At 41.8% G+C, this 23,421-nt stretch carries 39 protein-coding genes; 1 reads left to right on the top strand and 38 read right to left on the bottom strand.

Annotation, left to right across the window (positions count from 1 at the left end; genetic code table 11):
• Positions 1 to 124: 124 nt before the first annotated feature.
• From glcT to ACE1TH_RS20205, 3 genes are all read right to left on the bottom strand, one after another.
• Positions 125 to 964, bottom strand: coding sequence for a glucose PTS transporter transcription antiterminator GlcT (gene glcT, locus ACE1TH_RS20215; protein ID WP_099305900.1), 840 nt, complete (start codon positions 962 to 964; stop codon positions 125 to 127).
• A 66-nt stretch (positions 965 to 1,030) separates the two neighbouring features.
• Positions 1,031 to 1,717, bottom strand: a complete 687-nt coding sequence (gene cwlD / locus ACE1TH_RS20210; RefSeq protein WP_375079826.1) for an N-acetylmuramoyl-L-alanine amidase CwlD — start codon at positions 1,715 to 1,717, stop codon at positions 1,031 to 1,033.
• Positions 1,718 to 1,815: 98 nt separating this feature from the next.
• Complete coding sequence (locus ACE1TH_RS20205; protein ID WP_375079824.1) at positions 1,816 to 2,247, bottom strand: DUF2521 family protein; 432 nt, start codon at positions 2,245 to 2,247, stop codon at positions 1,816 to 1,818.
• Positions 2,248 to 2,412: 165 nt separating this feature from the next.
• Here ACE1TH_RS20205 and ACE1TH_RS20200 point away from each other — a divergent pair, with 165 nt between their 5' ends.
• Positions 2,413 to 3,381 carry a hypothetical protein gene (locus ACE1TH_RS20200; RefSeq protein WP_255224357.1) on the top strand — a complete coding sequence of 323 codons (969 nt, stop codon included), beginning with the start codon at positions 2,413 to 2,415 and terminating at the stop codon, positions 3,379 to 3,381.
• Positions 3,382 to 3,669: 288 nt separating this feature from the next.
• Here the strand turns inward: ACE1TH_RS20200 and ACE1TH_RS20195 are convergent, their stop codons facing one another.
• The 35 genes from ACE1TH_RS20195 to rplD form a co-directional block, all read right to left on the bottom strand.
• Positions 3,670 to 4,974: a PQQ-dependent sugar dehydrogenase gene (locus tag ACE1TH_RS20195; RefSeq protein ID WP_255224356.1), complete on the bottom strand. Its 1,305-nt coding sequence runs from the start codon at positions 4,972 to 4,974 to the stop codon at positions 3,670 to 3,672.
• Positions 4,975 to 5,366: 392 nt separating this feature from the next.
• Complete coding sequence (rpsI, locus tag ACE1TH_RS20190) at positions 5,367 to 5,759, bottom strand: 30S ribosomal protein S9 (RefSeq protein ID WP_099305413.1); 393 nt, start codon at positions 5,757 to 5,759, stop codon at positions 5,367 to 5,369.
• A 20-nt stretch (positions 5,760 to 5,779) separates the two neighbouring features.
• Positions 5,780 to 6,217 carry a 50S ribosomal protein L13 gene (gene rplM, locus ACE1TH_RS20185; RefSeq protein ID WP_035395693.1) on the bottom strand — a complete coding sequence of 146 codons (438 nt, stop codon included), beginning with the start codon at positions 6,215 to 6,217 and terminating at the stop codon, positions 5,780 to 5,782.
• A gap of 192 nt (positions 6,218 to 6,409) precedes the next feature.
• Entirely contained in the window at positions 6,410 to 7,183 is a 774-nt protein-coding gene (truA, locus tag ACE1TH_RS20180) for a tRNA pseudouridine(38-40) synthase TruA (protein WP_375079823.1), read from the bottom strand.
• A gap of 17 nt (positions 7,184 to 7,200) precedes the next feature.
• On the bottom strand, positions 7,201 to 7,998 hold the full coding sequence (locus tag ACE1TH_RS20175) for an energy-coupling factor transporter transmembrane component T family protein (protein WP_375079822.1): 798 nt from the start codon (positions 7,996 to 7,998) through the stop codon (positions 7,201 to 7,203).
• Positions 7,988 to 8,836: an ATP-binding cassette domain-containing protein gene (locus ACE1TH_RS20170; RefSeq protein WP_099305419.1), complete on the bottom strand. Its 849-nt coding sequence runs from the start codon at positions 8,834 to 8,836 to the stop codon at positions 7,988 to 7,990. Before ACE1TH_RS20170 ends, ACE1TH_RS20175 begins: the two co-directional genes overlap by 11 nt.
• A complete protein-coding gene (locus ACE1TH_RS20165) occupies positions 8,812 to 9,612 on the bottom strand; it encodes an ATP-binding cassette domain-containing protein (RefSeq protein ID WP_099305421.1) in 801 nt (266 codons plus the stop codon). The genes ACE1TH_RS20170 and ACE1TH_RS20165 overlap by 25 nt, the downstream gene beginning before the upstream one ends.
• A gap of 97 nt (positions 9,613 to 9,709) precedes the next feature.
• Entirely contained in the window at positions 9,710 to 10,072 is a 363-nt protein-coding gene (gene rplQ, locus ACE1TH_RS20160; protein WP_099305423.1) for a 50S ribosomal protein L17, read from the bottom strand.
• A 32-nt stretch (positions 10,073 to 10,104) separates the two neighbouring features.
• Positions 10,105 to 11,049 carry a DNA-directed RNA polymerase subunit alpha gene (locus tag ACE1TH_RS20155; RefSeq protein WP_099305425.1) on the bottom strand — a complete coding sequence of 315 codons (945 nt, stop codon included), beginning with the start codon at positions 11,047 to 11,049 and terminating at the stop codon, positions 10,105 to 10,107.
• 172 nt (positions 11,050 to 11,221) lie between these two features.
• A complete protein-coding gene (rpsK, locus tag ACE1TH_RS20150) occupies positions 11,222 to 11,614 on the bottom strand; it encodes a 30S ribosomal protein S11 (protein WP_099305427.1) in 393 nt (130 codons plus the stop codon).
• Between the two features lie 19 nt (positions 11,615 to 11,633).
• On the bottom strand, positions 11,634 to 11,999 hold the full coding sequence (gene rpsM, locus ACE1TH_RS20145) for a 30S ribosomal protein S13 (protein WP_099305429.1): 366 nt from the start codon (positions 11,997 to 11,999) through the stop codon (positions 11,634 to 11,636).
• Between the two features lie 22 nt (positions 12,000 to 12,021).
• The gene (gene rpmJ / locus ACE1TH_RS20140; protein WP_003333770.1) at positions 12,022 to 12,135 is read right to left on the bottom strand and encodes a 50S ribosomal protein L36; all 114 of its coding nucleotides are present in this window, start codon (positions 12,133 to 12,135) and stop codon (positions 12,022 to 12,024) included.
• Between the two features lie 33 nt (positions 12,136 to 12,168).
• The gene (gene infA / locus ACE1TH_RS20135) at positions 12,169 to 12,387 is read right to left on the bottom strand and encodes a translation initiation factor IF-1 (RefSeq protein WP_035395681.1); all 219 of its coding nucleotides are present in this window, start codon (positions 12,385 to 12,387) and stop codon (positions 12,169 to 12,171) included.
• A 73-nt stretch (positions 12,388 to 12,460) separates the two neighbouring features.
• Positions 12,461 to 13,207 carry a type I methionyl aminopeptidase gene (gene map, locus ACE1TH_RS20130; protein WP_099305431.1) on the bottom strand — a complete coding sequence of 249 codons (747 nt, stop codon included), beginning with the start codon at positions 13,205 to 13,207 and terminating at the stop codon, positions 12,461 to 12,463.
• Positions 13,204 to 13,857, bottom strand: coding sequence for an adenylate kinase (locus ACE1TH_RS20125; protein WP_099305433.1), 654 nt, complete (start codon positions 13,855 to 13,857; stop codon positions 13,204 to 13,206). Before ACE1TH_RS20125 ends, map begins: the two co-directional genes overlap by 4 nt.
• Before the next feature lie 68 nt (positions 13,858 to 13,925).
• Positions 13,926 to 15,236 (bottom strand): preprotein translocase subunit SecY, encoded by a 1,311-nt coding sequence (secY, locus tag ACE1TH_RS20120; protein ID WP_099305435.1) that lies wholly within the window; start codon positions 15,234 to 15,236, stop codon positions 13,926 to 13,928.
• The gene (rplO, locus tag ACE1TH_RS20115; RefSeq protein WP_099305437.1) at positions 15,236 to 15,676 is read right to left on the bottom strand and encodes a 50S ribosomal protein L15; all 441 of its coding nucleotides are present in this window, start codon (positions 15,674 to 15,676) and stop codon (positions 15,236 to 15,238) included. The genes secY and rplO overlap by 1 nt, the downstream gene beginning before the upstream one ends.
• Positions 15,677 to 15,712: 36 nt before the next feature.
• Positions 15,713 to 15,901 (bottom strand): 50S ribosomal protein L30, encoded by a 189-nt coding sequence (gene rpmD / locus ACE1TH_RS20110; RefSeq protein WP_099305439.1) that lies wholly within the window; start codon positions 15,899 to 15,901, stop codon positions 15,713 to 15,715.
• A 13-nt stretch (positions 15,902 to 15,914) separates the two neighbouring features.
• The gene (gene rpsE, locus ACE1TH_RS20105) at positions 15,915 to 16,415 is read right to left on the bottom strand and encodes a 30S ribosomal protein S5 (RefSeq protein ID WP_099305441.1); all 501 of its coding nucleotides are present in this window, start codon (positions 16,413 to 16,415) and stop codon (positions 15,915 to 15,917) included.
• 23 nt (positions 16,416 to 16,438) lie between these two features.
• Positions 16,439 to 16,801 carry a 50S ribosomal protein L18 gene (gene rplR / locus ACE1TH_RS20100; protein WP_099305443.1) on the bottom strand — a complete coding sequence of 121 codons (363 nt, stop codon included), beginning with the start codon at positions 16,799 to 16,801 and terminating at the stop codon, positions 16,439 to 16,441.
• A 31-nt stretch (positions 16,802 to 16,832) separates the two neighbouring features.
• Complete coding sequence (gene rplF, locus ACE1TH_RS20095) at positions 16,833 to 17,369, bottom strand: 50S ribosomal protein L6 (RefSeq protein ID WP_099305445.1); 537 nt, start codon at positions 17,367 to 17,369, stop codon at positions 16,833 to 16,835.
• Positions 17,370 to 17,401: 32 nt separating this feature from the next.
• Positions 17,402 to 17,800: a 30S ribosomal protein S8 gene (gene rpsH, locus ACE1TH_RS20090; RefSeq protein ID WP_035395667.1), complete on the bottom strand. Its 399-nt coding sequence runs from the start codon at positions 17,798 to 17,800 to the stop codon at positions 17,402 to 17,404.
• A gap of 26 nt (positions 17,801 to 17,826) precedes the next feature.
• Entirely contained in the window at positions 17,827 to 18,012 is a 186-nt protein-coding gene (locus ACE1TH_RS20085; RefSeq protein ID WP_011245027.1) for a type Z 30S ribosomal protein S14, read from the bottom strand.
• A gap of 26 nt (positions 18,013 to 18,038) precedes the next feature.
• Complete coding sequence (rplE, locus tag ACE1TH_RS20080; RefSeq protein ID WP_099305447.1) at positions 18,039 to 18,578, bottom strand: 50S ribosomal protein L5; 540 nt, start codon at positions 18,576 to 18,578, stop codon at positions 18,039 to 18,041.
• 29 nt (positions 18,579 to 18,607) lie between these two features.
• Positions 18,608 to 18,916, bottom strand: a complete 309-nt coding sequence (gene rplX / locus ACE1TH_RS20075) for a 50S ribosomal protein L24 (protein WP_099305525.1) — start codon at positions 18,914 to 18,916, stop codon at positions 18,608 to 18,610.
• A 55-nt stretch (positions 18,917 to 18,971) separates the two neighbouring features.
• Positions 18,972 to 19,340: a 50S ribosomal protein L14 gene (gene rplN, locus ACE1TH_RS20070; RefSeq protein ID WP_099305449.1), complete on the bottom strand. Its 369-nt coding sequence runs from the start codon at positions 19,338 to 19,340 to the stop codon at positions 18,972 to 18,974.
• A gap of 30 nt (positions 19,341 to 19,370) precedes the next feature.
• Positions 19,371 to 19,631 carry a 30S ribosomal protein S17 gene (gene rpsQ, locus ACE1TH_RS20065; RefSeq protein ID WP_099305451.1) on the bottom strand — a complete coding sequence of 87 codons (261 nt, stop codon included), beginning with the start codon at positions 19,629 to 19,631 and terminating at the stop codon, positions 19,371 to 19,373.
• 17 nt (positions 19,632 to 19,648) lie between these two features.
• The gene (gene rpmC / locus ACE1TH_RS20060; protein WP_035395658.1) at positions 19,649 to 19,852 is read right to left on the bottom strand and encodes a 50S ribosomal protein L29; all 204 of its coding nucleotides are present in this window, start codon (positions 19,850 to 19,852) and stop codon (positions 19,649 to 19,651) included.
• Positions 19,839 to 20,276, bottom strand: a complete 438-nt coding sequence (rplP, locus tag ACE1TH_RS20055) for a 50S ribosomal protein L16 (RefSeq protein ID WP_099305453.1) — start codon at positions 20,274 to 20,276, stop codon at positions 19,839 to 19,841. Before rplP ends, rpmC begins: the two co-directional genes overlap by 14 nt.
• A 2-nt stretch (positions 20,277 to 20,278) precedes the next feature.
• Positions 20,279 to 20,941 carry a 30S ribosomal protein S3 gene (gene rpsC, locus ACE1TH_RS20050; protein ID WP_099305455.1) on the bottom strand — a complete coding sequence of 221 codons (663 nt, stop codon included), beginning with the start codon at positions 20,939 to 20,941 and terminating at the stop codon, positions 20,279 to 20,281.
• A 3-nt stretch (positions 20,942 to 20,944) separates the two neighbouring features.
• Positions 20,945 to 21,289, bottom strand: a complete 345-nt coding sequence (gene rplV / locus ACE1TH_RS20045; protein ID WP_035395652.1) for a 50S ribosomal protein L22 — start codon at positions 21,287 to 21,289, stop codon at positions 20,945 to 20,947.
• A 22-nt stretch (positions 21,290 to 21,311) separates the two neighbouring features.
• The gene (rpsS, locus tag ACE1TH_RS20040) at positions 21,312 to 21,587 is read right to left on the bottom strand and encodes a 30S ribosomal protein S19 (protein WP_099305457.1); all 276 of its coding nucleotides are present in this window, start codon (positions 21,585 to 21,587) and stop codon (positions 21,312 to 21,314) included.
• Between the two features lie 60 nt (positions 21,588 to 21,647).
• Entirely contained in the window at positions 21,648 to 22,478 is an 831-nt protein-coding gene (gene rplB / locus ACE1TH_RS20035) for a 50S ribosomal protein L2 (protein ID WP_099305459.1), read from the bottom strand.
• 26 nt (positions 22,479 to 22,504) lie between these two features.
• The gene (gene rplW, locus ACE1TH_RS20030; protein ID WP_099305461.1) at positions 22,505 to 22,792 is read right to left on the bottom strand and encodes a 50S ribosomal protein L23; all 288 of its coding nucleotides are present in this window, start codon (positions 22,790 to 22,792) and stop codon (positions 22,505 to 22,507) included.
• Positions 22,792 to 23,415, bottom strand: a complete 624-nt coding sequence (rplD, locus tag ACE1TH_RS20025; RefSeq protein ID WP_099305463.1) for a 50S ribosomal protein L4 — start codon at positions 23,413 to 23,415, stop codon at positions 22,792 to 22,794. Before rplD ends, rplW begins: the two co-directional genes overlap by 1 nt.
• Positions 23,416 to 23,421 lie beyond the last annotated feature (6 nt).

Genomic DNA, 23,421 nt, shown 5'->3' with positions numbered 1-23,421 from the left:
TTTCTAAGTATGTGAAGCAAAAAGAAAACGGTTTATTTCGTGCAAACAAAAAAGGCATGAGGAAAATAGACTACCCCTAAGGACAGTTCACATTACCTCATGCCTGATCGAATCAGTCACACGACTATTTATATTTATTCTGAACTCGTTGTAAATGCATGGTTAGATAAACCGCTTCTGCATCAAAAACAGGCTTCCCTAAGGAACGCTGCATAATTTTGATGAGCTTCCAAGATAGATTATAGCACAACGGATATTCTTGTTTCAAGAGGCTATCAATCGCTTTTGCCTCTTCCACCTCTTCATTGTTTTCAACTCGTTCAATTGTAAAACGCAAATGTCGAACGAGACGCATATAGTCAATGCTTTCTTTATCTAACGCAATCTCTAACTGCTCCTCAATAATCGCGAGCAATTTCGCAACAAGCTGCGAGTGTGCATTTACCGTTCCAAGGTCTTTGTTTTTTGCGGCACTATGAATGTGCAAAGCGATAAAGCCTGCTTCCTCACGAGGCATAGTCAAGTTAAGACGTTCTTGAATAAGCGTGAGCACTTCTAATGAGATCGCAAATTCATTTGGATAAAGCAGCTTGGTCTCCGTCAAAAATGGATTACTAATGTGCATGCCAGCAGCCGTTCTCGTTTGCGCAAACGACAAGTGATCCATTAAGCCAACATGAATATGTTCATTTAATGGTACACCAATCCGCTTTGAGATCAGTTCAATTGCTTCTATAGTTACATCAAGTAAAGGTTTCTCTACGTTAGGAAGCAGTTTGAGATAGCTCGTTTGTTCTTTTACATTTTTTAACACAAACACTTTTTCAGCCTCTGCACTTGTTACTTCGCTATCTTTTTTTCGATTAAACCCTATGCCTTTACCAATTAAGACGACTTCTTCATGATCCATTACCGCGATAAGAACATTGTTATTTAACACCTTTTTTACTTGATAAGATTCCATTCGTTATCATCACTCCACCTCTATCCTACTTGAGGAGGTCAGAGCCGTCAATTAAAGCTTTCATCCTCATTCATAAGGGTTTGCATCAGGGGCAACTTCACCAGAGACAAAGCGCAAAATTCCTTCATAAATTGATGCGGCCATCTTCTCTTTGTAGTCATTTCCTTCTAACAAGGCCGCCTCTTCTGGATTTGATAAAAAGCCAGCTTCTACTAATGCACCTGGAATCTCTGCTTGTTTGAGTAAGTAAACATGGTGAATTGGTTTGGCATAACGATTAGTATTCTCCAAGTTCCGTTTAATCTCTTCTTGTATAAAAACAGCCAAATCCTCATTTTGTTTATCTTTTAAATGATAAAACGTTTGTGCCCCGCGCCATTTCGGTGAAGGAATAGCATTCATATGTACAGAGACAAAAAAATCAGCATCACTTTCGTTGACCATTTCAACCCGCTTTCTCAAGTCTTCTGATTTGCGATGTTTGATTTTCTTTGTCTCCTCACTCGCGAGATCCCGGTCTTCTTCGCGGGTCATTAAGACAAGCGCACCGGCTTCTTGCAAATAGTCCCTCAGCTTCAAAGACACATCAAGGGTTACTTGTTTTTCTAATAAACCTGTTTTTGAACTTGCGCCCCCGTCCATGCCGCCATGACCAGGGTCAAGAATGATGACTTTTCCTGACAACGGTAAATGCCAGGTTGTAGAATCTTCTGTATTTGCATCAAATCGTACCCATAAAAGAATAATGGCCATTAATAATCCTGTTGTAATTAAAATGGATCGATATCGTTTCATTTCCTCTCCCCCTTGTCTCACTTTATATATACGTGGACAAGAAGAAGATATGAGTATTAAACTAAACGCATTTTATGGGCTTTAAAGGATTCGTCAAATCCCTTTTCCCACCAAGAGCCAACAAGCATGTCCGTCGCCATCACCATGGATTCCTCTACACCTTTGTTCCCCCATGTCGACAACGTGGTTGCTAAATCGTGTGATAGCTGTCCCAAAGGTTCATGGCAACGCCCCTTTGAATGATTTAATGACTCGCCTCGAACCCCAAATTTGCCAAATTCTGTCCCAAGCAAGAAGGCATCAATGACGACATCCATACATTGATCAATTAGAAAAGGATACGCCTGTAAATGAAAAGGCATAATTGGTTTTATCCAGTCTTGAATATTGGTCTCCATCTTTCGAATATCGATTTTCCGAAGCATTTTCCGCTCAAAATCCCACTTTTTCTCCCGTCGTTTATCTGAGATTGACACAATTTGATTCATCTTACATTTCCCCTTTTTTAACTAGTATGAGCGGGGAGTTTTCACACATACGCCAGATTCATCAGCAATTCCTGTATCAATTGTCAATGATTTCTGTCCAGATAAATCACCCAAGCCGTATTTTTTTCATAACATACATTAATGGAGAAAGGAGAGAATAGAAATATGAGTTGCAAGAAATGTAAGAAGCAAATTTGTTCATGCGATTTTCAACCATCATCAATTCAACGATTTCAGCGAACGATAAATAACGGCTGCCCAACAGACCCATGTCGTGTTGGAGGACTCGGTGCTACCGGACCGACTGGGCCAACCGGCATTGGCGGCGGCATTACAGGGCCTACAGGCGCTACTGGCATTGGCATTACTGGACCGACTGGTGCGACAGGCATTGGAATTACCGGGGCAACTGGTGTTACTGGTGCCACCGGCAATACGGGGGCAACTGGTGTTACTGGTGCCACCGGCAATACGGGGGCAACTGGAATTGGGATCACTGGTGCTACAGGCGTTACAGGAGCAACAGGGATTACTGGACCAACTGGTGATGGCGGTGGCGTTACAGGAGCGACAGGCGCTACAGGGGCAACTGGTATTACCGGACCAACTGGAGCAACTGGCTTAGATGGTGCCACTGGCGCCACGGGGGCGACTGGTGTCACTGGGGTTACAGGTGTCACAGGTCCAACTGGTGGTGGCGGCGGAGAGATTTTTGCTGCACTCCGAGCTGTTAGAACCATTTCAACGACGATTCCTGCACCAGGTATTTTCACAGTTGATTATGACGCCACACAATATCTTTTCAATGCAGGCTTTGATGGGATTAACTTCACTGCACAAATAGGTGGAATTTATCAAATTGAAGCAGGCCTGAGAGCTGTACTAATTGACCCGATTAACCAAACAAGTCCCGAGAACTTCTTATATATTCAAGTAAATGGTGCTAATGTGGCAGAAAATAATACCGTTACCAATACTGCTCAAAATACCTTTCAAGTATCAACAAGCGTCTTCTTGAATCCAGGAGATAGTGTCGCCATTGCTGTTCAAAGTGATCAGGAAGTATCGATTGAACCAACACCAGAAGTAAGCTTCTTTAGCGTGACAAGACTACCATCACCTGAGACAATTTAATTCAAAAAACTCCCCTTTTGCAATGGGGGGTCCTACATAAACAATCCCAAGCTTAAGTTTGAGAGCCTTGTGTGATATATTAACGTTCAAAGAATATCAATAAAAAACACCATGCACACGCGGTTCATGGTATTCCTAATTTATATACTTTCTTAACTTCCAAAAAAAAGCAGACATTCATGGATTTCCATGAACACCTGCTTCTTTACGATTGGCATGCACCTTAATTGACTAACGTCGACATAAAGTTAGATGCTTTTCTGCTTCTGTGCCTTCAAATGTGTCACCTTAATCTGCTGCAGCAACCTTATAAATTGAACCGCCATCAGTGCTTGCAATTAGCGCGCCATCCTCCGTTACAAGAATATCACGGAAACGTTCGCCTTCGTCAGTTAGTAGGCGTTCTTCTCCAACGATAAGGTCATCTTCAATCACGACACGTACAATGTAGCTCGGTGCTAAACCACCAATAAACAAGTTGTTCTCCCATTCAGGAATGGCGTCGTTATCATAGAATGACATCCCACTTGGTGCACTTGTTGGATCCCAATAATATCTTGGTTCAATAAAGCCTTGCTCTTCGTGTTCTGAAATACCATCATTAACTAATTCACCAGTGTACTCAATCCCATAGGAAACAATTGGCCAACCATAGTTATTACCTGGTTCAATAATATTCAATTCGTCCCCAGCTTGTGGGCCAAATTCAACAATCCATAAGTCTTCTGTTTCAGGGTGGAAGTCCACACCTTGAATATTACGGTGACCGTAGCTGTAAATACCATCTAGCGCGTCTTCATCATCAATAAATGGATTCGTATCTACTGCTTCACCATCTTGTGTAATGTGAATGACTTTACCTAAGTAAGCATCTAAGTCTTGTGCACGTTCGCGAATCGGATCATCTGAACGCTCACCAGTTGTTAAAAACAAGTTGTCTTCATCATCAAAGATAATACGTCCACCATAGTGTAAGTCACCATCATATGCTGGTTCTGCTTGGAAGATTACTTCAAAATCTTCAAGTGAAGCTTCATCTTCTGATAAAACACCTTTACCGACAGCCGTTACAGTGCCACCTTCAACATCTTGAGCAAACGTCATAAATACTAATCTTGATTCGTCAAAATCAGGTGCAATGGTTACATCAAGTAAACCACCTTGACCTTCGTTATTTACTTCTGGTGTACCTTCGATTGGATCTGAAACAGAGCCATCTTCAAGGTCTACAATAAGCAGTTCTGCTGAATCTCTTTGCGTTACAAGTAAGCGGTTTGTATCAAACTCTTCCATACCCCAAGACACACCAAGATCCTCTACAACAACTTCCACATCAAGTTCTGTTTCAGTCTCTACTTCAGGTGCTCTTGTTTGTTCTGGAAATGCTGGTTCAAACTCAGTAACTTTTGGTTCAGACTCTGCACTATTATCTGTACTTTCATCAGCGCCTTCGTCAACACTTTCTTCTGTATCAGCATCCGAGTTATCCGTTGATTCTTCATCTGAAGTATCACCATTGCCACATGCTGCCAAAGTCAATACAAACATCAGCATTGTCAAAGACATTAATCTTGACCACGAAACTTTCGTCATTGCTTTTCCTCCCTATTTCTAAAACATTAAACTGAATATATGGTATAAAAATCTTAACCACTTTTTGACACTGAATTAAAGGGGACTGAACTTTTACGAGCAAAATGAAACCCCTTTAAAAACAACACTATCAAAATTATCTCCAAATGACAAATTATTAAACGAATGTACCTAAACTTGAGTACATTTTTCTTTTTTTGAATTGCAAAATCAACAACAATCCTTTATTCAGAACTGTGGTAAAAATGACAGAAAATAAGCACCAGCAAGATGCTGATGCTTTAAATCTTTTAAGTGCTTTATACCGTTCAAACCAATTTGCATCGATTTGAACAAAAAACCCTCTCTGCTCCAGAAGGGCAAAGAGGGTAAACATTGATATAGCAAGTATATTAACGTTTTGAGAACTGAGGCGCACGACGTGCTGCTTTAAGACCGTATTTTTTACGTTCTTTCATACGAGCATCACGCGTTAAGAAGCCAGCAGACTTTAACGTTGGACGGTTGTCAGGATCTACTTGAAGCAGCGCACGCGCTACACCATGACGGATCGCACCAGCTTGACCAGTGAAGCCGCCTCCGTTTACATTAACGTGTACATTGTATTGATCAGTTACACCTGTTTCAACAAGTGGTTGTTTCACGATAAGCTTTAATGTGTCAAGACCGAAATATTCGTCAAGAGAACGACCGTTTACAACGATTGTACCGTCACCAGGAACGAGACGAACACGTGCTACAGAATGCTTACGACGACCTGTGCCGTAGTATTGTACTTGAGCCATAATCCATTACCTCCTAAAGATTAACCGCGAAGCTCGTACGCTTCTGGTTTTTGTGCTTGATGATTGTGTTCAGAACCTGCATATACATGAAGCTTCATGCCTTGCTTACGACCTAAAGTGTTCTTTGGAAGCATTCCTTTGATCGCTAGCTCAAGCATACGCTCAGGCTTGTTTGCACGCATTTCGTGTGCAGCTGTTTGCTTAAGTCCACCTGGGTGGTTCGTGTGACGGTAGTAGATCTTATCTTGAAGCTTGTTACCAGTTAACTGGATTTTGCTTGCATTCAAGATGATTACGTGATCCCCTGTGTCTACATGTGGTGTAAATGTTGGTTTGTGTTTTCCGCGTAGGATTGAAGCAACTTCTGAAGATAGACGACCAAGCGTTTGACCTTCAGCGTCAACAACGTACCACTTACGCTCAACTTCGTTTGGCTTTGCCATATATGTTGTACGCATCATTAAACCTCCTAATAATAAAACAAGTGTTGTTTATTCTCTATTCAGTGCTTGTGTTTTTTAAGCTGGCTGTTCAAGAAACACAAGGCGTTATTGTGATTTCATTCCGCAACCCGGGGCAGTGGGTCTTTAGAATTACCATCTAACATCATACAATATATAAGGAATAATGTCAATTTATTTTATAAAAACTTATCCGGGTGTTTCCTCTTTTTTGAAAGGGTCTGTTTCATAATCAACATGCCACAAAAATAAGCCTTGGGCAGCTGCTGTTTTACCTGCTTGAGTACGATCCTGACTAGCTAAAATCGTCTCCATATCTTTTGCTGTTCGCTTGCCTGTCCCCACTTCGATTAAGGTTCCAACAATGATCCGAACCATGTTGTAAAGAAACCCATTTCCTCTAATAGAAAATTCTAGTTCTCCATCATTCGGTTGTATTGATACATTTGTGATTGTCCGAACTTTGTCCACAACTGCTGTGTTCGCTGCACAAAAAGCCGAAAAGTCGTGTGTTCCTAATAGATATTGCGCAGCTGTCTGCATAGCAGGAACATCAAGTGATTGTTTGCTGTGCAACGCGTGGTTCCGACGAAATACATTCGGCACATCGCCGTGATGAATATAGTAACGATATTCTTTTCCAATTGGTTGAAAGCGTGCGTGAAAGTCCTCTTCCACTTCACTTACTTGTTCTACAACGACGTCAGATGGTAGATGTGCATTTAACGCTTGAAGCCAGTTTCGTTGCTCCATTTGTAGAGTAGAGTCAAAATGAATCACTTGTGCCTTTGCATGAACACCTGCATCGGTTCTTCCTGATGCTGTGACAGGGACAGGCTGCCCTTTATGAATTTTTTCCAAAGCGTGCTCGACAACAGCTTGAACCGTTCTTTTTTCAGGCTGCACTTGATAACCACTGAATTCAGTGCCATCGTAAGCAAGCTTGCATGCATACCTTGCCATGATTTCTCTCCTTTTTACTAAAGCCATAGAACAAGACATGCCACTACAATACTAACTGAAAGTGCGCAGGAATCTTTTCCTTGCCATTTTTTCTGTTTCCACATTGTATAGGTGCCTCGACTACTGTAGCCTCTTGCCTCCATTGCTTCTCCTAATTCTTCTGCTCGCTTTAATGCACGAACAAGGAGCGGGACAAGCAAAGGAATGAACAACTTGATTCGATTTTTTATAGATGTGTTATAACGAATATACCCTCTTGCCCGTTGCGCTTGTTGAACCAAGTGTAGTTCATCACGCAATATGGGAATAAAGCGTAAGGAGATCGACACCATCGTTGCCAGATCTCTTACCGGAACGCGAAGGTTTTTTAATGGGTTTAATAGTAACTCAATGCCTTGTGTTAATTGGTACGAACTTGTAGTTGCTGTCATGACGATCGCAATGAGGAAAAGCATAAGCGTTCGCCACATAAATAAACTAGCCATCGTTATCCCTTCATCGGAAATAGCAAGAGGTCCGATTGAGAACAAGACTTGTCCCTCTTGAATGACAACAACCTGAAAAAGTGAAAACACGATTAGAAAAACAGCTACTGGCATCAATGACCGGATTATCATTTTTACTGGGAGTCGGCTAAAACCGATTAAGACGCCAACTAAAAGTGACGCTACAAAAATGGCGCCCATTGACGTAACAAAGAACAACACAAGCGCAAATAAAAAGGTGCTAATAAGTTTCACCCTTGGATCAAGCGCATGAATGATCGAATCTCTTTCAATATAATCGCCAACAACCAAAGATTTTCTACTTGTCATCTGCTTGATTCCCTACATTTTTTAGCCATGAGGTGGCGACCCAGTCAGCGACTTCTTCAGCTGTTTTTAAGAAAGGAACCGATCCTTTGTCATGAACCAAGTTGTTTGCGAATGCCATCGCTCGGGGATATGGTACATTTCCGCTCACGAGTACATCAGCTGTTTTACCAACACCAACCAGTTTTCCTTCGCTTAAGGCAATACAGTAGTCACAATATAAAGCGACATCATCCATGGAGTGAGTCACCATCCAGATGGTTGCACGCTCTTGTTGCTGGTAACGTCGAAACACATCCATCATCCCATGCTTTAATTTAGGATCAAGTCCTGATGTTGGTTCATCCAATATCAATAGCTTAGGTCTCATAATTAAAATGGCAGCGATGGCCACCCGTCGCATTTGTCCACCTGATAAATGAAAGGGCGAGCGCTTTAAAATAGATGGATCTAATTCGACCATATCGAGGGTGTTCGCAACCTTTTCTTGAATACATTCTTTTCGCTCACCTTTAAGCTGTAAACCAAATGCTAATTCTTCGTAGACGGTATCAGCAAATAACTGCTGCTCCGGGTATTGAAACACATACCCAATCTCGTCTAACGCTCGGACATGTTGATGGTCATGAATATTTTCCCCGTTAACAAGTACCGTACCCATAGTTGGCTCCAGTACACCACTTATTAATTGAGCAAGTGTCGATTTGCCTGACCCAGTCTTACCAACTACCGCTGTAAAACTGAGCTTTGGGATGTGTAAATTGATCGTCTGCAAAGCATGTCGTTGCGTTGTTTGTCTTGTTGCATATTGGTAACTTACGTTTTTAAAGCAAACCTCCATAATGCATCACATAGCTCCTCATCCGATGTTATGGCGTTCTTATTTACATGGATTCCATTTGCATTTAGATCGTTAATTAACGTATAAAGAAATGGAGCATCAAGACCTAATTCCTCCATAATCTTTGGATCATCGAGTAATGGCAGTAACGATCCATCAAAACCAATCTCCCCATCCACTAGTCCAATGATACGTGTGCATTTAGCCACTTCTTCCGCGTCGTGGGTTATCGTTACAATCGACGTACCCTCATGCTGAAGTTGATCCATATACTGCAAAATCTCTTTTCGTCCCTCTGGATCAATCATGGCAGTGGCTTCATCTAAGATTAACCACTTTGGTTCAAGAATCAGAATTCCAGCCAACGCTACACGTTGTTTTTGTCCACCAGATAATTCATTTATTGGTCGAGTTCGCAAATGATGAATGTCTAGCTTTTTTCCATACGTGTCAATTCGCTTGCTAATTTCACTTGCTTGAACGGACTGGTTTTCTAGACCAAAGGCTAAATCATCTTCTACAATCGGGCGCACCATTTGATTATCTGGATTTTGAAACAAAAACCCAATGTCAGCACCACGAAGATTATTGCTAAACTCTATTGAGCCCTCTGTCGGTGTGAGTAATCCCTTTATCAGCTTTCCAAGTGTTGATTTGCCCGAGCCACTTTTGCCGATAATCGCTACCCGTTCGCCTTCATAAAGTGTGAGCGAGACGTGCTTAATGAGGGGGTCTTCACTGTTGTATGAAAAAGAAACGTCTTTTATGGCAAGCATCAAGCCTATTCCTTTCTAAAACAAAAAAGGGCATAGAGTGAAGAAAGCTTCTTGCTTCCATAATCTCCTGCCCTTAATCGCCGCTTACATGAGTTCTTTATACGAACTCAATAATTGCCATTGGTGCACCGTCTCCGCGACGAGGACCAACTTTAAGAATGCGTGTGTATCCACCTTGACGCTCTTCAAAGCGAGGCGCAATCTCAGCGAATAGCTTTTGGATTGCGTCTTGACCATTTTCTTCGTTTGCAACTTCTTTACGTACGAAAGATGCTGCTTGACGACGAGAATGAAGGTCTCCACGTTTACCTAATGTCACCATTTTTTCAACGAGTGGACGCAATTCTTTTGCTTTAGCTTCAGTCGTTTCAATACGCTCATTAATAATTAAATCTGTTACTAAATCACGTAGCAACGCCTTACGTTGTGAACTTGTACGACCAAGTTTTGCGTATGCCATGCTATATTCCCTCCTTTAACCCAAAAAAACAATTATTCTTCGTTACGAAGCCCGAGACCTAACTCGCCTAGCTTCTCTTGTACTTCTTCTAGAGACTTACGTCCAAGGTTACGAACTTTCATCATGTCTTCTTCTGTTTTATGCGTAAGCTCTTGTACCGTATTGATACCAGCACGCTTTAGACAGTTATAAGAACGAACAGAAAGATCAAGCTCTTCAATCGTCATCTCCAAGACTTTTTCTTTTTGGTCTTCTTCCTTCTCAACCATGATTTCCGCATTTTGTGCTTGATCCGTTAAGCCTACGAAAATATTTAAATGCTCTGTTAGGATTTTCGCTCCAAGAGATACTGCTTCTTCAGGGCGAGTGCTTCCATCGGTCCATACATCAAGGGTTAGTTTATCATAGTTTGTGACTTGCCCAACACGTGTATTTTCAACTTGATAGTTTACACGCGCCACCGGTGTATAGATCGAGTCAATTGGAAGAACGCCAATTGGCTGGTCGTCGCTTTTATTTCCATCAGCAAGGATATATCCTCGACCGCGTTTTGCCTGAAGGCGCATGCGGAACGATGCTCCTTTTGTAAGCGTAGCGATATGAAGCTCAGGATTTAAAATTTCTACATCACTATCGTGAGTCAAGTCTCCAGCTGTAACATCGCCTTCACCTTGAACATCAATTTCAAGTGTTTTCTCATCATCCGAGTAAATCTTTAAAGCTAGTTTCTTAAGGTTCAAAATGATCGTTGTCACATCTTCCACGACACCCTCAATTGTTGAGAATTCATGTAGGACACCGTCAATTTGAACTGAAGATACAGCTGCACCAGGAAGCGATGATAGTAGAATGCGACGTAAGGAGTTTCCTAGTGTTGTTCCATAACCACGTTCAAGGGGCTCAACAACAAACTTGCCGTATGTTGCATCTTCACTAACTTCAACCGTCTCAATATTCGGCTTTTCAATTTCAATCATTAAACAAACCCTCCTTCAAAACGTCGAACTCTGGTAAACACAAGGATTGCCCAAAGGACAATCATTAAGCCTTCCCATGAGCAATGCCTATTAGTCTAACCTTCATTGTCTAATAGATCTCGTCTTATCCATTATAGACACTACTAAGAAATCTATACAATGATTGATTTTATTATACTCTGCGACGTTTCGGCGGGCGACAGCCGTTATGAGGAACAGGTGTTACGTCTTTGATCATGTTAACCTCTAACCCAACTGCTTGTAATGAACGGATAGCCGCTTCACGACCAGCTCCAGGACCTTTTACAGATACCTCGATTACCTTCATGCCGTGCTCCATTGCTGTTTTCGCAGCAGTTTCAGCCGCCATTTGTGCAGCGAAAGGAGTAGACTTACGAGAACCTTTAAATCCTAAAGCACCAGCACTTGCCCAAGAGATTGCATTACCATGCGTATCAGTGATCGTCACAATTGTGTTATTGAACGTTGAGCGAATGTGAGCCATTCCTGTATCAATATTTTTCTTTTGACGACGCTTTGGACGAGTATTCGTTTTCTTAGCCATATGATTTGTTCCCTCCTATCTATTTTTTCTTGTTCGCTACTGTACGAGCTGGACCTTTGCGCGTACGAGCGTTGTTTTTTGAATTTTGTCCACGAACGGGCAATCCACGACGATGACGGATTCCACGGTAGCTTCCAATTTCAATTAGACGCTTAATGTTTAGAGACACTTCACGACGAAGATCCCCTTCAACTTGAAAACTTTCAACAGCTTCACGGATACGACCAAGTTCTTCCTCAGTCAAATCGCGAACACGTGTATTCTGATCAATACCAGCAGTTTCAAGAACTTTCGCTGCTGTTGATTTACCAATACCGAATACGTACGTAAGTGAAATTACAACGCGCTTATCGCGTGGAATGTCAACACCTGCAACACGTGCCATAGGCTCGGCACCTCCTTATCGTTTAGCCTTGTTTTTGTTTATGCTTTGGATTTTCGCAAATTACCATGACATTGCCTTTACGGCGAATAACTTTACATTTTTCACAGATCGGTTTTACCGACGGTCTTACCTTCATTGTATAAACCTCCTTGTGTACGGAGAGTGTTTTTTATTTATAGCGGTACGTAATTCTTCCACGCGTTAGATCATAAGGAGAAAGCTCAATTGTCACTTTATCACCAGGCAAAATGCGGATAAAGTGCATACGAATTTTCCCAGATACATGCGCAAGAATTTTATGACCGTTCTCAAGTTCAACACGAAACATTGCGTTTGGAAGTGGCTCGATAACCGTACCTTCAACTTCAATAACGTCTTCTTTCGCCATGGGTAGTTTCCTCCCTTCGAGTTAGATGCTAACAAATCCAGAACTACACAGACATTCTATCTTACCTGAAAACTTATGCTTTCGTCAAGATTTCATACCCGGTTTCTGTAATTGCAATCGTATGCTCAAAATGGGCACAATTTTTCTTATCTACAGTTACGACAGTCCAATTATCAGAAAGTGTTTTTACATATCGACTACCTGCATTAATCATTGGCTCAATCGCAAGTACCATACCGGGCTTTAAGCGCGGCCCTTTTCCTGGAGGTCCGTAATGAGGAATTTGTGGATCCTCGTGTAAGTTTTGACCAACACCGTGGCCAACATACTCACGAACCACAGAAAATCCAAGAGGTTCAACATGTGATTGAATCGCATGTGAGATATCTGACAAGCGATTGCCTGGTCGAGCTTGCTCTAAGCCTTTATAGAGCGACTCTTCCGTCACATCAAGCAACTGTTGATCTCCCTCTTTAATTGAACCGACCCCATACGTCCAAGCGGAATCGCCATGGTAGCCATTATAATATGCGCCTATATCTAAGCTAATAATGTCACCATCTTCAAGCACTCGATTACCAGGAATGCCGTGCACCAACTCTTCGTTTACGGAAGCACAAACGCTTCCTTTAAACCCCCCATAACCTAGGAAAGAAGGTGTTGCATCATGTGAACGAATAAACGTTTCAGCAATTGAATCGAGTTCACCAGTCGTAATACCTGGTTTGATATATGGTTTCAAGTGAGCATGTGTCAGTGCGACAATACGCCCAGCCTGTCTCATAATTTCAAGTTCACGTTCTGTTTTAATTACAATCATGCATGCGTCTCCGCCAGTAATGCTTCGATATCTTTATAGACATCATTAATATCTCTATTACCGTCAATATGCTTTAGATAACCTTTTGACTCGTAAAAGTCAATTAATGGTTGTGCTTGTTGTTGATTCACTTCAAGACGTTTCTTAACCGTCTCTGGTTTATCATCATCACGTTGGATCAACTCACTACCATCTACATCACATTTTCCTTCAACCTTTGGTGGGTTGTAAAGAAGATGATACGTTTTACCAGAAGTTGGTGAAACGCGACGTCCTGTTAATCGCTCAATGAGTAAATCTTCAGGAACGTGGATATTCAACACATAATCGAGTTCTTTATCAAGAGATGAAAGGATCTCTTCAAGACCTTCTGCTTGTGCAATGGTTCTCGGGAAGCCATCTAGTAAAAAACCTTTTTCACAATCCTTTTGTGAAAGACGATCTTTTACGATTCCGATCGTTACTTCATCCGGAACAAGACCACCAGCATCCATATATGATTTTGCTTGTAATCCAAGTTCTGTTTCATTTTTCATCGCAGCGCGAAACATATCACCAGTTGAGATATGCGGTAAGCCAAATTGATCAACAATTTTTTCTGCTTGTGTACCTTTTCCGGCACCAGGCAATCCCATCAAAATTAAGTTCATTTTAAATCCCCTTCCTGCAAGTTCTAGAAAAGATGAACGGAGGAGGGCAAGACCCAATTCCGCTCTCTTTAGTTGATAAATCCTTTATAAGATCGTTTTATTAACTGACCTTCAATTTGCTTCATCGTATCAAGGGCAACCCCGACGATGATTAAAAGACCAGTTCCACCAATCTGAACTTGAGGTGGGAGATCTAAAAGAGCAATAAAGACAACCGGGATTGTTGCAATGGTTGCTAAGAATAATGCACCCACGAACGTTAACCGGTATAAAATCCGTGTAATAAACGTTTGTGTCGCTTGACCAGGACGAATGCCGGGAATATATCCACCTTGTCTCTTTAAATTGTCGGCCATTTTTTCTGGATTTACTTGCACAAACGTATAGAAATACGTGAATGCCACAATCAGAAGAACAAAAATCGATCCGCCAATTAAAGTTCCAGGAACAAAGTTTTGTACAATCCAATTTGCCCAAGCACTGTCTTCCGTACCAACAAACGTTGCGATTGTGGATGGGAAGTAAAAGAGTGCAGATGCAAAGATGACTGGGATAACCCCTGCTGCGTTTACCTTAATTGGTAAGTGCGTTGATTGTCCGCCCACTGGGCTGCGATTGACAACACGTTTTGCATATTGCACAGGAATTTTACGTAGTGCTTGTTGCACATAGATCACACCGATAATAATAAGTAAAACAATAATCGCCAACAGTGCCACAGTAACGATTGCTAGGAATAGCTGATCGCCTGCTCCTTCAATTTCCGAAACATATAACGTATTTAACATGTTTGGTACACCTGCAGCGATACCGGCAAAGATAATGATAGAGATTCCATTTCCAACACCATGTGCTGTAATTTGTTCACCCACCCACATTAGAAATGCCGTACCAGCAGTCAATACCATCGCAATGTAAATGTACGTCATTGGACCAGGATTCACAATTAAATCAACTGAGCCTGTTGCAGCCATAGAGTTAAAACCGATGGACATGGCAATAGCTTGAACAAAACCTAAAACGATCGTTCCATAACGAGTAACCTGTGTTAGCTTTTTCCGACCAGCCTCACCTTGCTTCGCCCACTCAGCAAACTTCGGTACCACGTCTAGCTGTAAAAGCTGAACGACGATGGATGCTGTAATGTAAGGCATAATCCCCATCGCAAAAATCGAGAAGTTACTTAATGCTCCACCACCGAAGGTATCAAGAAAACCGAACGCATTCGCTTCTCCAAATAGCATGTCAAGTGCATCACTATTTGTACCTGGTACTGGAATAAATGTACCAACTCGAAATACGATAAGCATCAAAAGCGTAAAGATGATTTTGCGACGTAAATCTCTCACACGGAAGATGTTGGAGATCGCCTTAAACATTAAACCACCTCGGTTGTTCCGCCAGCAGCTTCAATTGCTTTTACTGCAGATGCAGAGAACTTGTTTGCTTTAACAGTCAAGTTTTTATCTAAGCTGCCATTTCCTAACACTTTAATACCGTGTTTTACATTCTTAACTGCTTTTGATTCAATTAAGAGTTCAGGAGTAACTTCTGTTCCTGCTTCAAAACGGTTTAGTACATCAAGGCTAACAACCGTGTATTCTTTACGGTGAATGTTCGTAAAACCACGTTTTGGTAAACGACGATAAAGTGGATTTTGACCACCTTCAAAACCAAGTCTTACGCCACCACCTGAACGTGCTTTTTGACCTTTGTGTCCTCTACCAGAAGTTTTTCCGTTACCAGAACCAATTCCGCGACCTACACGATTACGGACTTTGCGTGAACCTTCTGCTGGTTGTAACTCATGAAGTTTCATGCTTCCTACACCTCCTCGTTGCTAAAAATCATCTATTTACGCGTCAATTTCGCTTACAGTTACTAAGTGTTTTACTTTGTTAACCATTCCACGAATTGCTACGTTATCTTCTTGTACTACAGTTTGGTGCATTTTACGTAAACCAAGTGTGTTTACTGTCACGCGTTGATCGCTAGGACGGCCGATCAAGCTACGTGTAAGGGTGATTTCTAATTTCTTTGCCATCGTAATCCCTCCCTTAACCTAACAGTTCTTCTACGGATTTGCCACGTAGTTTTGCTACTTCTTCAGCGCGTTTAAGGCTTGTTAAACCTGTAAGTGTAGCACGAACCATGTTAATTGGGTTGCTTGAACCTAGAGACTTAGAAAGAATGTCACCAACACCAGCAAGATCAAGTACAGCACGTACAGGACCACCGGCGATAACTCCAGTACCTTCTGAAGCTGGCTTAAGCAATACGCGTCCAGCACCAAAACGTCCAACAATTTGGTGTGGGATTGTTGTATTAACAAGCGGTACTTCAATTAAGTTTTTCTTTGCATCTTCAACAGCTTTACGGATTGCTTCAGGTACCTCCTGAGCTTTCCCCATTCCAAAGCCGACGTGACCGTTTTTGTCTCCAACTACAACAAGTGCAGCAAAGCGGAAGCGACGACCACCTTTAACAACCTTAGCGACACGGTTGATCGTGACGACTTTTTCTTCAAGTTCCAAAGTATTTGGATCAATTGAACGCATAAAAAGGTTTCCCTCCTTCGTTTTTAGAATTTCAGACCTGCTTCGCGAGCTGCATCTGCAAGCTCTGCAACGCGTCCGTGATATAGATATCCTCCACGGTCAAACACGATTGTTTCGTGTCCCGCTTCGATCGCACGTTTTGCAACGGCTTCGCCAACTTGGCGAGCTGCTTCTTTATTTGAACCCTTTTCGATCTTCAATTCTTTATCAAGTGATGAAGCTTGAGCAAGAGTTACACGATTCACGTCGTCAATTAGTTGAGCGTAAATGTGCTTAGAAGAACGGAATACGTTTAAACGTGGACGCTGCGGCGTACCGCTTAAAGTGCGGCGTACGTGAGCGTGTCTTTTCTTACGGCCTGTATTTGAGTTAGGCTTCGTAATCATGAGACGTCATTCCTTTCTTTGTCGATACTAATTATTTACCAGTTTTACCTTCTTTACGACGCACATACTCGCCTTCGTAACGAATACCTTTACCTTTATAAGGCTCAGGCTGACGTACAGCGCGGATGTTAGAAGCAAGTGCACCAACACGTTCCTTGTTAATTCCTCTAACAATAACTTTTGTGTTAGATGGCACTTCAATTTCTAGACCTTCTTCAGGTGTAATTTCAACTGGGTGAGAATAACCAACGTTAAGCACAAGCTTATTGCCAGATTTTGAAGCACGGTAACCGACACCGTTCAGTTCAAGTCCACGCTCAAATCCTTTTGTTACTCCTTCAACCATGTTGTTTACATTCGCACGCATCGTACCATGAAGAGCGCGGTGCTCCTTATGATCAGACGGACGTTCGAAAGTCATTTCATTGTTTTCTAAGTTTACTTTAATATCTTGGTGAAGCTCACGGCTTAATTCACCTTTAGGTCCTTTAACAGTACAAAGGTTACCATCTAAAGAAACTGTAACTCCCTCAGGAATTGTAATAGGTTTCAGTCCAACTCGAGACATTTGTAGTACACCTCCATTTCAATTAAGCTTTATTACCAAACGTAAGCGAGAACTTCGCCGCCGATTTGTTGTTGACGCGCTTCTTTATCAGTTAATAAACCTTTAGAAGTCGACACGATTGCAATCCCAAGACCACCTAATACGCGAGGTAGTTCCGTTGATTTTGCATAAACACGTAGTCCTGGCTTAGAAATACGTTTAAGACCAGTAATAACACGTTCGTTTGATGTTCCGTATTTCAAAAAGATACGAATAACACCTTGTTTATTATCTTCAATGTACTCATAATCGCGAACAAAACCTTCACGCTTAAGAATTTCAGCGATTTCCTTCTTCACCATAGAAGCAGGAAGCTCAAGTTTCTCGTGACGTACAAGATTCGCGTTACGAATACGAGTTAGCATATCTGCAATTGGATCCGTCATGACCATAGTTAATTACCTCCTTCCCAATCGATTTACCAGCTTGCTTTTTTCACACCAGGAATTTGCCCTTTATAAGCAAGTTCTCTGAAGCAAATACGGCAAAGTTTAAATTTACGCAACACTGAATGAGGACGTCCGCAACGCTCACAACGAGTATAAGCTTGAACGTTATACTTAGGTGTGCGCTTTTGCTTTGCAATCATAGATTTTTTTGCCAACGTGTTCCCTCCTCTTCTTTAAGAGATTATTTTTGGAACGGCATGCCTACTTGTGTAAGTAATTCACGCGCTTCTTCATCTGTTTGTGCAGTTGTTACAATAACAATATCCATACCACGGACTTTATCAACTTTATCGTAGTCGATCTCCGGGAAAATTAGTTGTTCTTTCACGCCAAGCGTGTAGTTTCCACGACCGTCGAATGCTTTTTTAGAAATCCCACGGAAGTCACGTACACGTGGAAGTGAAACGGAAACCAATTTATCCAAGAAGTCATACATACGCTCTCCGCGTAGTGTAACTTTCGCTCCGATTGGCATACCTTCACGCAACTTAAAACCAGCGATTGATTTTTTCGCTTTCGTGATAACAGGCTTTTGACCAGTGATCTGTTGAAGTTCTTCAACCGCTTTGTCTAAAACTTTTGCGTTTTGAACAGCTTCACCAACACCCATGTTCACAACAATTTTTTCAATCTTTGGCACAGCCATCACAGAAGAGTAGTTAAACTTCTCTGTTAGAGATGAAACAATCTCGCCTTGATATTTTTCTTTCAAACGATTCATTTAGGTTGGTCCTCCTTTCACCTTACTGACTACTTGATGATTTCGCCAGATTTTTTTGCTACACGCACTTTTTTACCATCTTCATCTTTAAAACCTACACGCGTACGCTCTCCAGTTTTAGGATCAACAAGCATAACGTTAGAAGAATGAATTGGTGCTTCTTGATCAAGAATTCCACCTTGTGGATTATCTTGTGAAGGTTTTGCGTGTTTCTTCACCATGTTAATTCCTTCAACAAGCACACGGCTTTTTTTCGGGTAAGCTTCAAGGATCGTCCCTTGCTTCCCTTTGTCTTTACCAGCAATAACGATTACTGTATCGCCTTTTTTGACATGCATCACTTTTGCACCTCCCTGAGTAAACATCGATTGATCTCTTTATTCCGAACGAAACTTATAGTACCTCAGGAGCAAGAGAAACAATTTTCATAAACTGTTTGTCTCGAAGTTCACGTGCTACCGGACCGAAGATACGAGTACCACGAGGACCCTTATCGTCACGTACGATTACAGCTGCGTTCTCATCAAACTTAATATACGAACCGTCGTTACGGCGAACACCGCTTTTAGAGCGAACGATTACAGCGCGAACAACTTCGCCTTTCTTAACAACGCCACCTGGTGTTGCTTGTTTTACCGAACAAACAATGACATCACCAACGTTAGCTGTCTTACGTCCAGAACCACCAAGAACTTTAATACAAAGAACTTCACGCGCTCCAGAGTTATCAGCAACTTTTAAACGGCTTTCTTGTTGAATCATACTGTTTTACCTCCCTTCAACCGTAGCCTATTAAATAATAATAGCTTCTTCTACAATTTCTACTAAACGAAAACGTTTATCTTTTGAAAGTGGGCGAGTTTCCATGATACGAACGATGTCGCCTACTTTTGCAGTATTTTCTTCATCATGTGCTTTGAACTTCTTTGAGTACTTTACACGTTTACCATAAAGGCGATCGACCTTGTATGTTTCAACAAGAACACTAATCGTTTTCTCCATTTTGTCAGAAACGACACGACCTTGGTAAACTTTACGCTGATTGCGGTCCATGCAGCAAACCTCCTTTTTTAGCCGTTGTTAATTCCGAGCTCACGTTCACGCAAAACAGTTTTTGCACGAGCAATACCTTTGCGGACTTCACGAATGCGAACCGGGTTTTCAAGTTGCCCAGTTGCTAGTTGAAAGCGTAGGTTGAAAAGCTCTTCTTTAAGAGTTTGCGTTTTTTGTTCGATTTCAGCAGTGGTTAAGTTACGGATATCAGTTGCTTTCATTTGAGTCACCACCCACTTCTTCACGTTTTACGAATTTACATTTAATAGGCAACTTATGAGAAGCAAGACGTAAAGCTTCACGAGCTACTTCTTCAGGTACGCCTGAGATTTCAAACATGATCTTACCAGGTTTTACAACGGCAACCCAACCTTCTGGAGCACCTTTACCTGAACCCATTCGAACTTCTAGTGGCTTAGCAGTGTAAGGCTTAGATGGGAAAATCTTAATCCAAACTTTACCGCCACGTTTCATATAACGAGTCATTGCAATACGAGCTGATTCAATTTGACGGTTTGTGATCCATGAAGCTTCTAGAGCTTGTAAACCATATTCACCGAAATGTACTTCTGTACCGCCTTTCGCACGACCACGCATTTTTCCACGGTGTTCACGACGATATTTAACGCGTTTAGGCATTAACATGTTTAGTTGCCTCCTTCCTCTTTGTTCGTTCCTTTCGCTGGAAGGACTTCACCACGGTAAACCCAAATTTTCACACCGATTTTTCCGTATGTTGTATCAGCTTCAGCTGTACCATAGTCAATATCAGCACGAAGTGTGTGAAGTGGAACTGTTCCTTCGCTATAGTGCTCAGCACGAGCGATATCTGCGCCACCAAGACGACCAGATACTTGTGTTTTGATTCCTTTAGCGCCTGAACGCATTGTGCGTTGGATCGCTTGTTTCATTGCACGACGGAAAGAAATACGATTCTCTAATTGACGAGCAATATTTTCAGCAACTAATTTCGCATCAAGATCAGCTTGCTTAATTTCTGAAATGTTAATGTGTACTCTTTTACCTGTAAGTTGGTTTAAAGATTTACGTAAAGCTTCAACTTCTGAACCGCCTTTTCCGATCACCATTCCTGGCTTGGCAGTAGAAATTGTGATATTCACACGGTTCGCAGCGCGTTCGATTTCTACTTTAGATACTGATGCATCTTTTAAACGGCCTTCAACGTGCTCACGGATTGAAATGTCTTCATGAAGTAGATCAGCATAGTCTTTTTTGCTAGCGTACCACTTTGAGTCCCAATCACGAATAACGCCAACGCGAAGTCCGATAGGATTTACTTTTTGACCCATGTGTTATCCCTCCTTCTTTTCTGATACAACCAATGTAATGTGGCTCGTACGTTTGTTAATCCGGCTTGCACGACCTTGTGCACGCGGACGGAAACGTTTAAGCGTTACGCCTTCGTCAACGAAAGCTTCTGAAATAACGAGATTATTCGGCTCCATTTCGTAGTTGTGCTCTGCGTTCGCAATTGCGGAGTTAAGAAGCTTTTCAACTACTGGAGAAGCAGATTTAGGTGTATGCTTTAAGATTGCAATCGCTTCGCCGACTTGTTTTCCACGAATAAGATCGATCACAAGACGAACTTTACGAGGCGCAATGCGAACCTGTTTAGCAACAGCTTTAGCTTGTTCCATGAGAGTGGTCCTCCTTTCTTACTTAACGTCTTGTTTTCTTATCTGCGGCATGCCCTTTATACGTACGTGTAGGAGCAAATTCACCAAGTTTGTGTCCAACCATATCTTCTGAAACATATACCGGTACGTGCTTACGTCCATCATAGACAGCGAAAGTGTGTCCAATAAAGTCAGGGAAGATAGTAGAACGACGAGACCAAGTTTTTACAACTCTTTTCTCGCTTGTTTCGTTTAGTGCTTCAACCTTTTTCATCAAGTGATCATCAACGAAAGGTCCTTTTTTCAAACTACGGCCCATGTGAGTGCCTCCCTTCGAGATTCGACCACGGTCCTAAATGAGAACCGTAGACAAACCACGTTATTTTTTACGACGACGTACGATGTACTTGTCGGAGTGTTTGTTTTTCTGACGCGTTTTGTATCCAAGAGTTGGTTTACCCCATGGAGACATTGGTGACGGACGACCAATTGGTGCTTTACCTTCACCACCACCGTGTGGGTGATCGTTAGGGTTCATTACAGAACCACGAACTGTTGGACGAATACCTTTCCAACGAGAACGTCCAGCTTTACCGATGTTAATAAGCTCGTGCTCTACATTTCCAACTTGACCAATTGTTGCACGACAAGTTGAAAGGATGTAACGAGTTTCACCAGAGTTCAAACGTACTAATACGTACTGACCTTCTTTACCAAGAAGTTGAGCTTCCGTACCAGCAGAACGAACTAACTGACCGCCTTTACCAGGGCGAAGTTCAATGTTATGAATCACAGTACCTACAGGGATATTGATAAGTGGTAACGTGTTACCAACTTTGATATCCGCTTCAGAACCAGACTCAATCATTGCTCCTACTTTTAAACCTTTTGGTGCCAAGATATAACGCTTTTCACCATCAACATAGTTAATTAATGCGATATTCGCAGAACGGTTTGGATCATATTCGATCGTAGCAACGCGACCTGGAATTCCATCTTTATTACGCTTAAAGTCAATAACGCGGTATTGACGCTTATGACCGCCACCTTGGTGACGTACAGTTAAACGACCTTGGTTGTTACGTCCACCTTTATTGTGTAGAGGCGCAAGTAACGACTTTTCCGGTTTGTCTGTAGTGATTTCAGCAAAATCTGATCCACTCATATGACGACGACCGGCACTGGTCGGTTTATACTTTTTAATAGCCATGTTCAGTTCCCTCCTTCTCTAAATTCTTACGCTTCAAAGAAGTCTAGTTCTTTACTATCTGCTGATAGTTGAACGACTGCTTTCTTGCGTTTTGCAGTAAAGCCTGTGAAACGACCGAATCGCTTAGACTTTCCTTTGTAGTTGACTGTATTGACGCTGTTAACCTTCACTTCAAAGATTTCTTCAATCGCATCTTTGATTTGAGATTTATTCGCGCGAACATCTACGTCAAACGTGTACTGTTTATTTTCCATTAAGTCAGCAGACTTCTCAGTAATAATAGGGCGCTTAATGATATCACGTGCGTTCGACATTACGCAAGCACCTCCTCTACCTTTTCGACTGCGTCTTTAGTGATGACAACTTTGTCATGCTTAAGCAAGTCTAAAACGTTGACACTGTCGGCTGTAAGGAAAGTAACATTTGGTAAGTTACGAGCAGATAAAGCAACATTTTCATTGTAGTCAGCTGTTACAATCAATGCTTTTGAATCTACTGATAAACTTGCAAGTACTTCCTTCATAGATTTTGTTTTAATTGCTTCAAAAGAAAGATTATCAAGAACAACTAATTCTGAACCTTGTACTTTAGAAGACAAAGCAGATTTAAGTGCTAAGCGACGAACTTTCTTTGGTAGTTTGTAGCTGTAGCTACGTGGAGTTGGTCCAAATACAACGCCACCGCCAACCCATTGTGGGGAACGGATAGAACCTTGACGCGCACGTCCGGTTCCTTTTTGACGCCATGGCTTTCTTCCACCACCACGAACTTCAGAACGACCTTTTGTTTTATGCGTACCTTGACGTAAAGACGCTTGCTGCATGATAACTGCATCATGTACAACACTGTTATTTGGTTCAATCCCAAATACTGCATCAGCAAGTTCGATATCTCCAACTTCAGAACCTGTTTGGTTAAAAACTGTAACTTTTGGCATTCGAAT

The organism is Shouchella sp. JSM 1781072 (genome assembly GCF_041949915.1).
Taxonomy (GTDB): domain Bacteria; phylum Bacillota; class Bacilli; order Bacillales; family Bacillaceae_D; genus Shouchella.
This window is presented reverse-complemented; position numbering and strand designations above follow the sequence as displayed.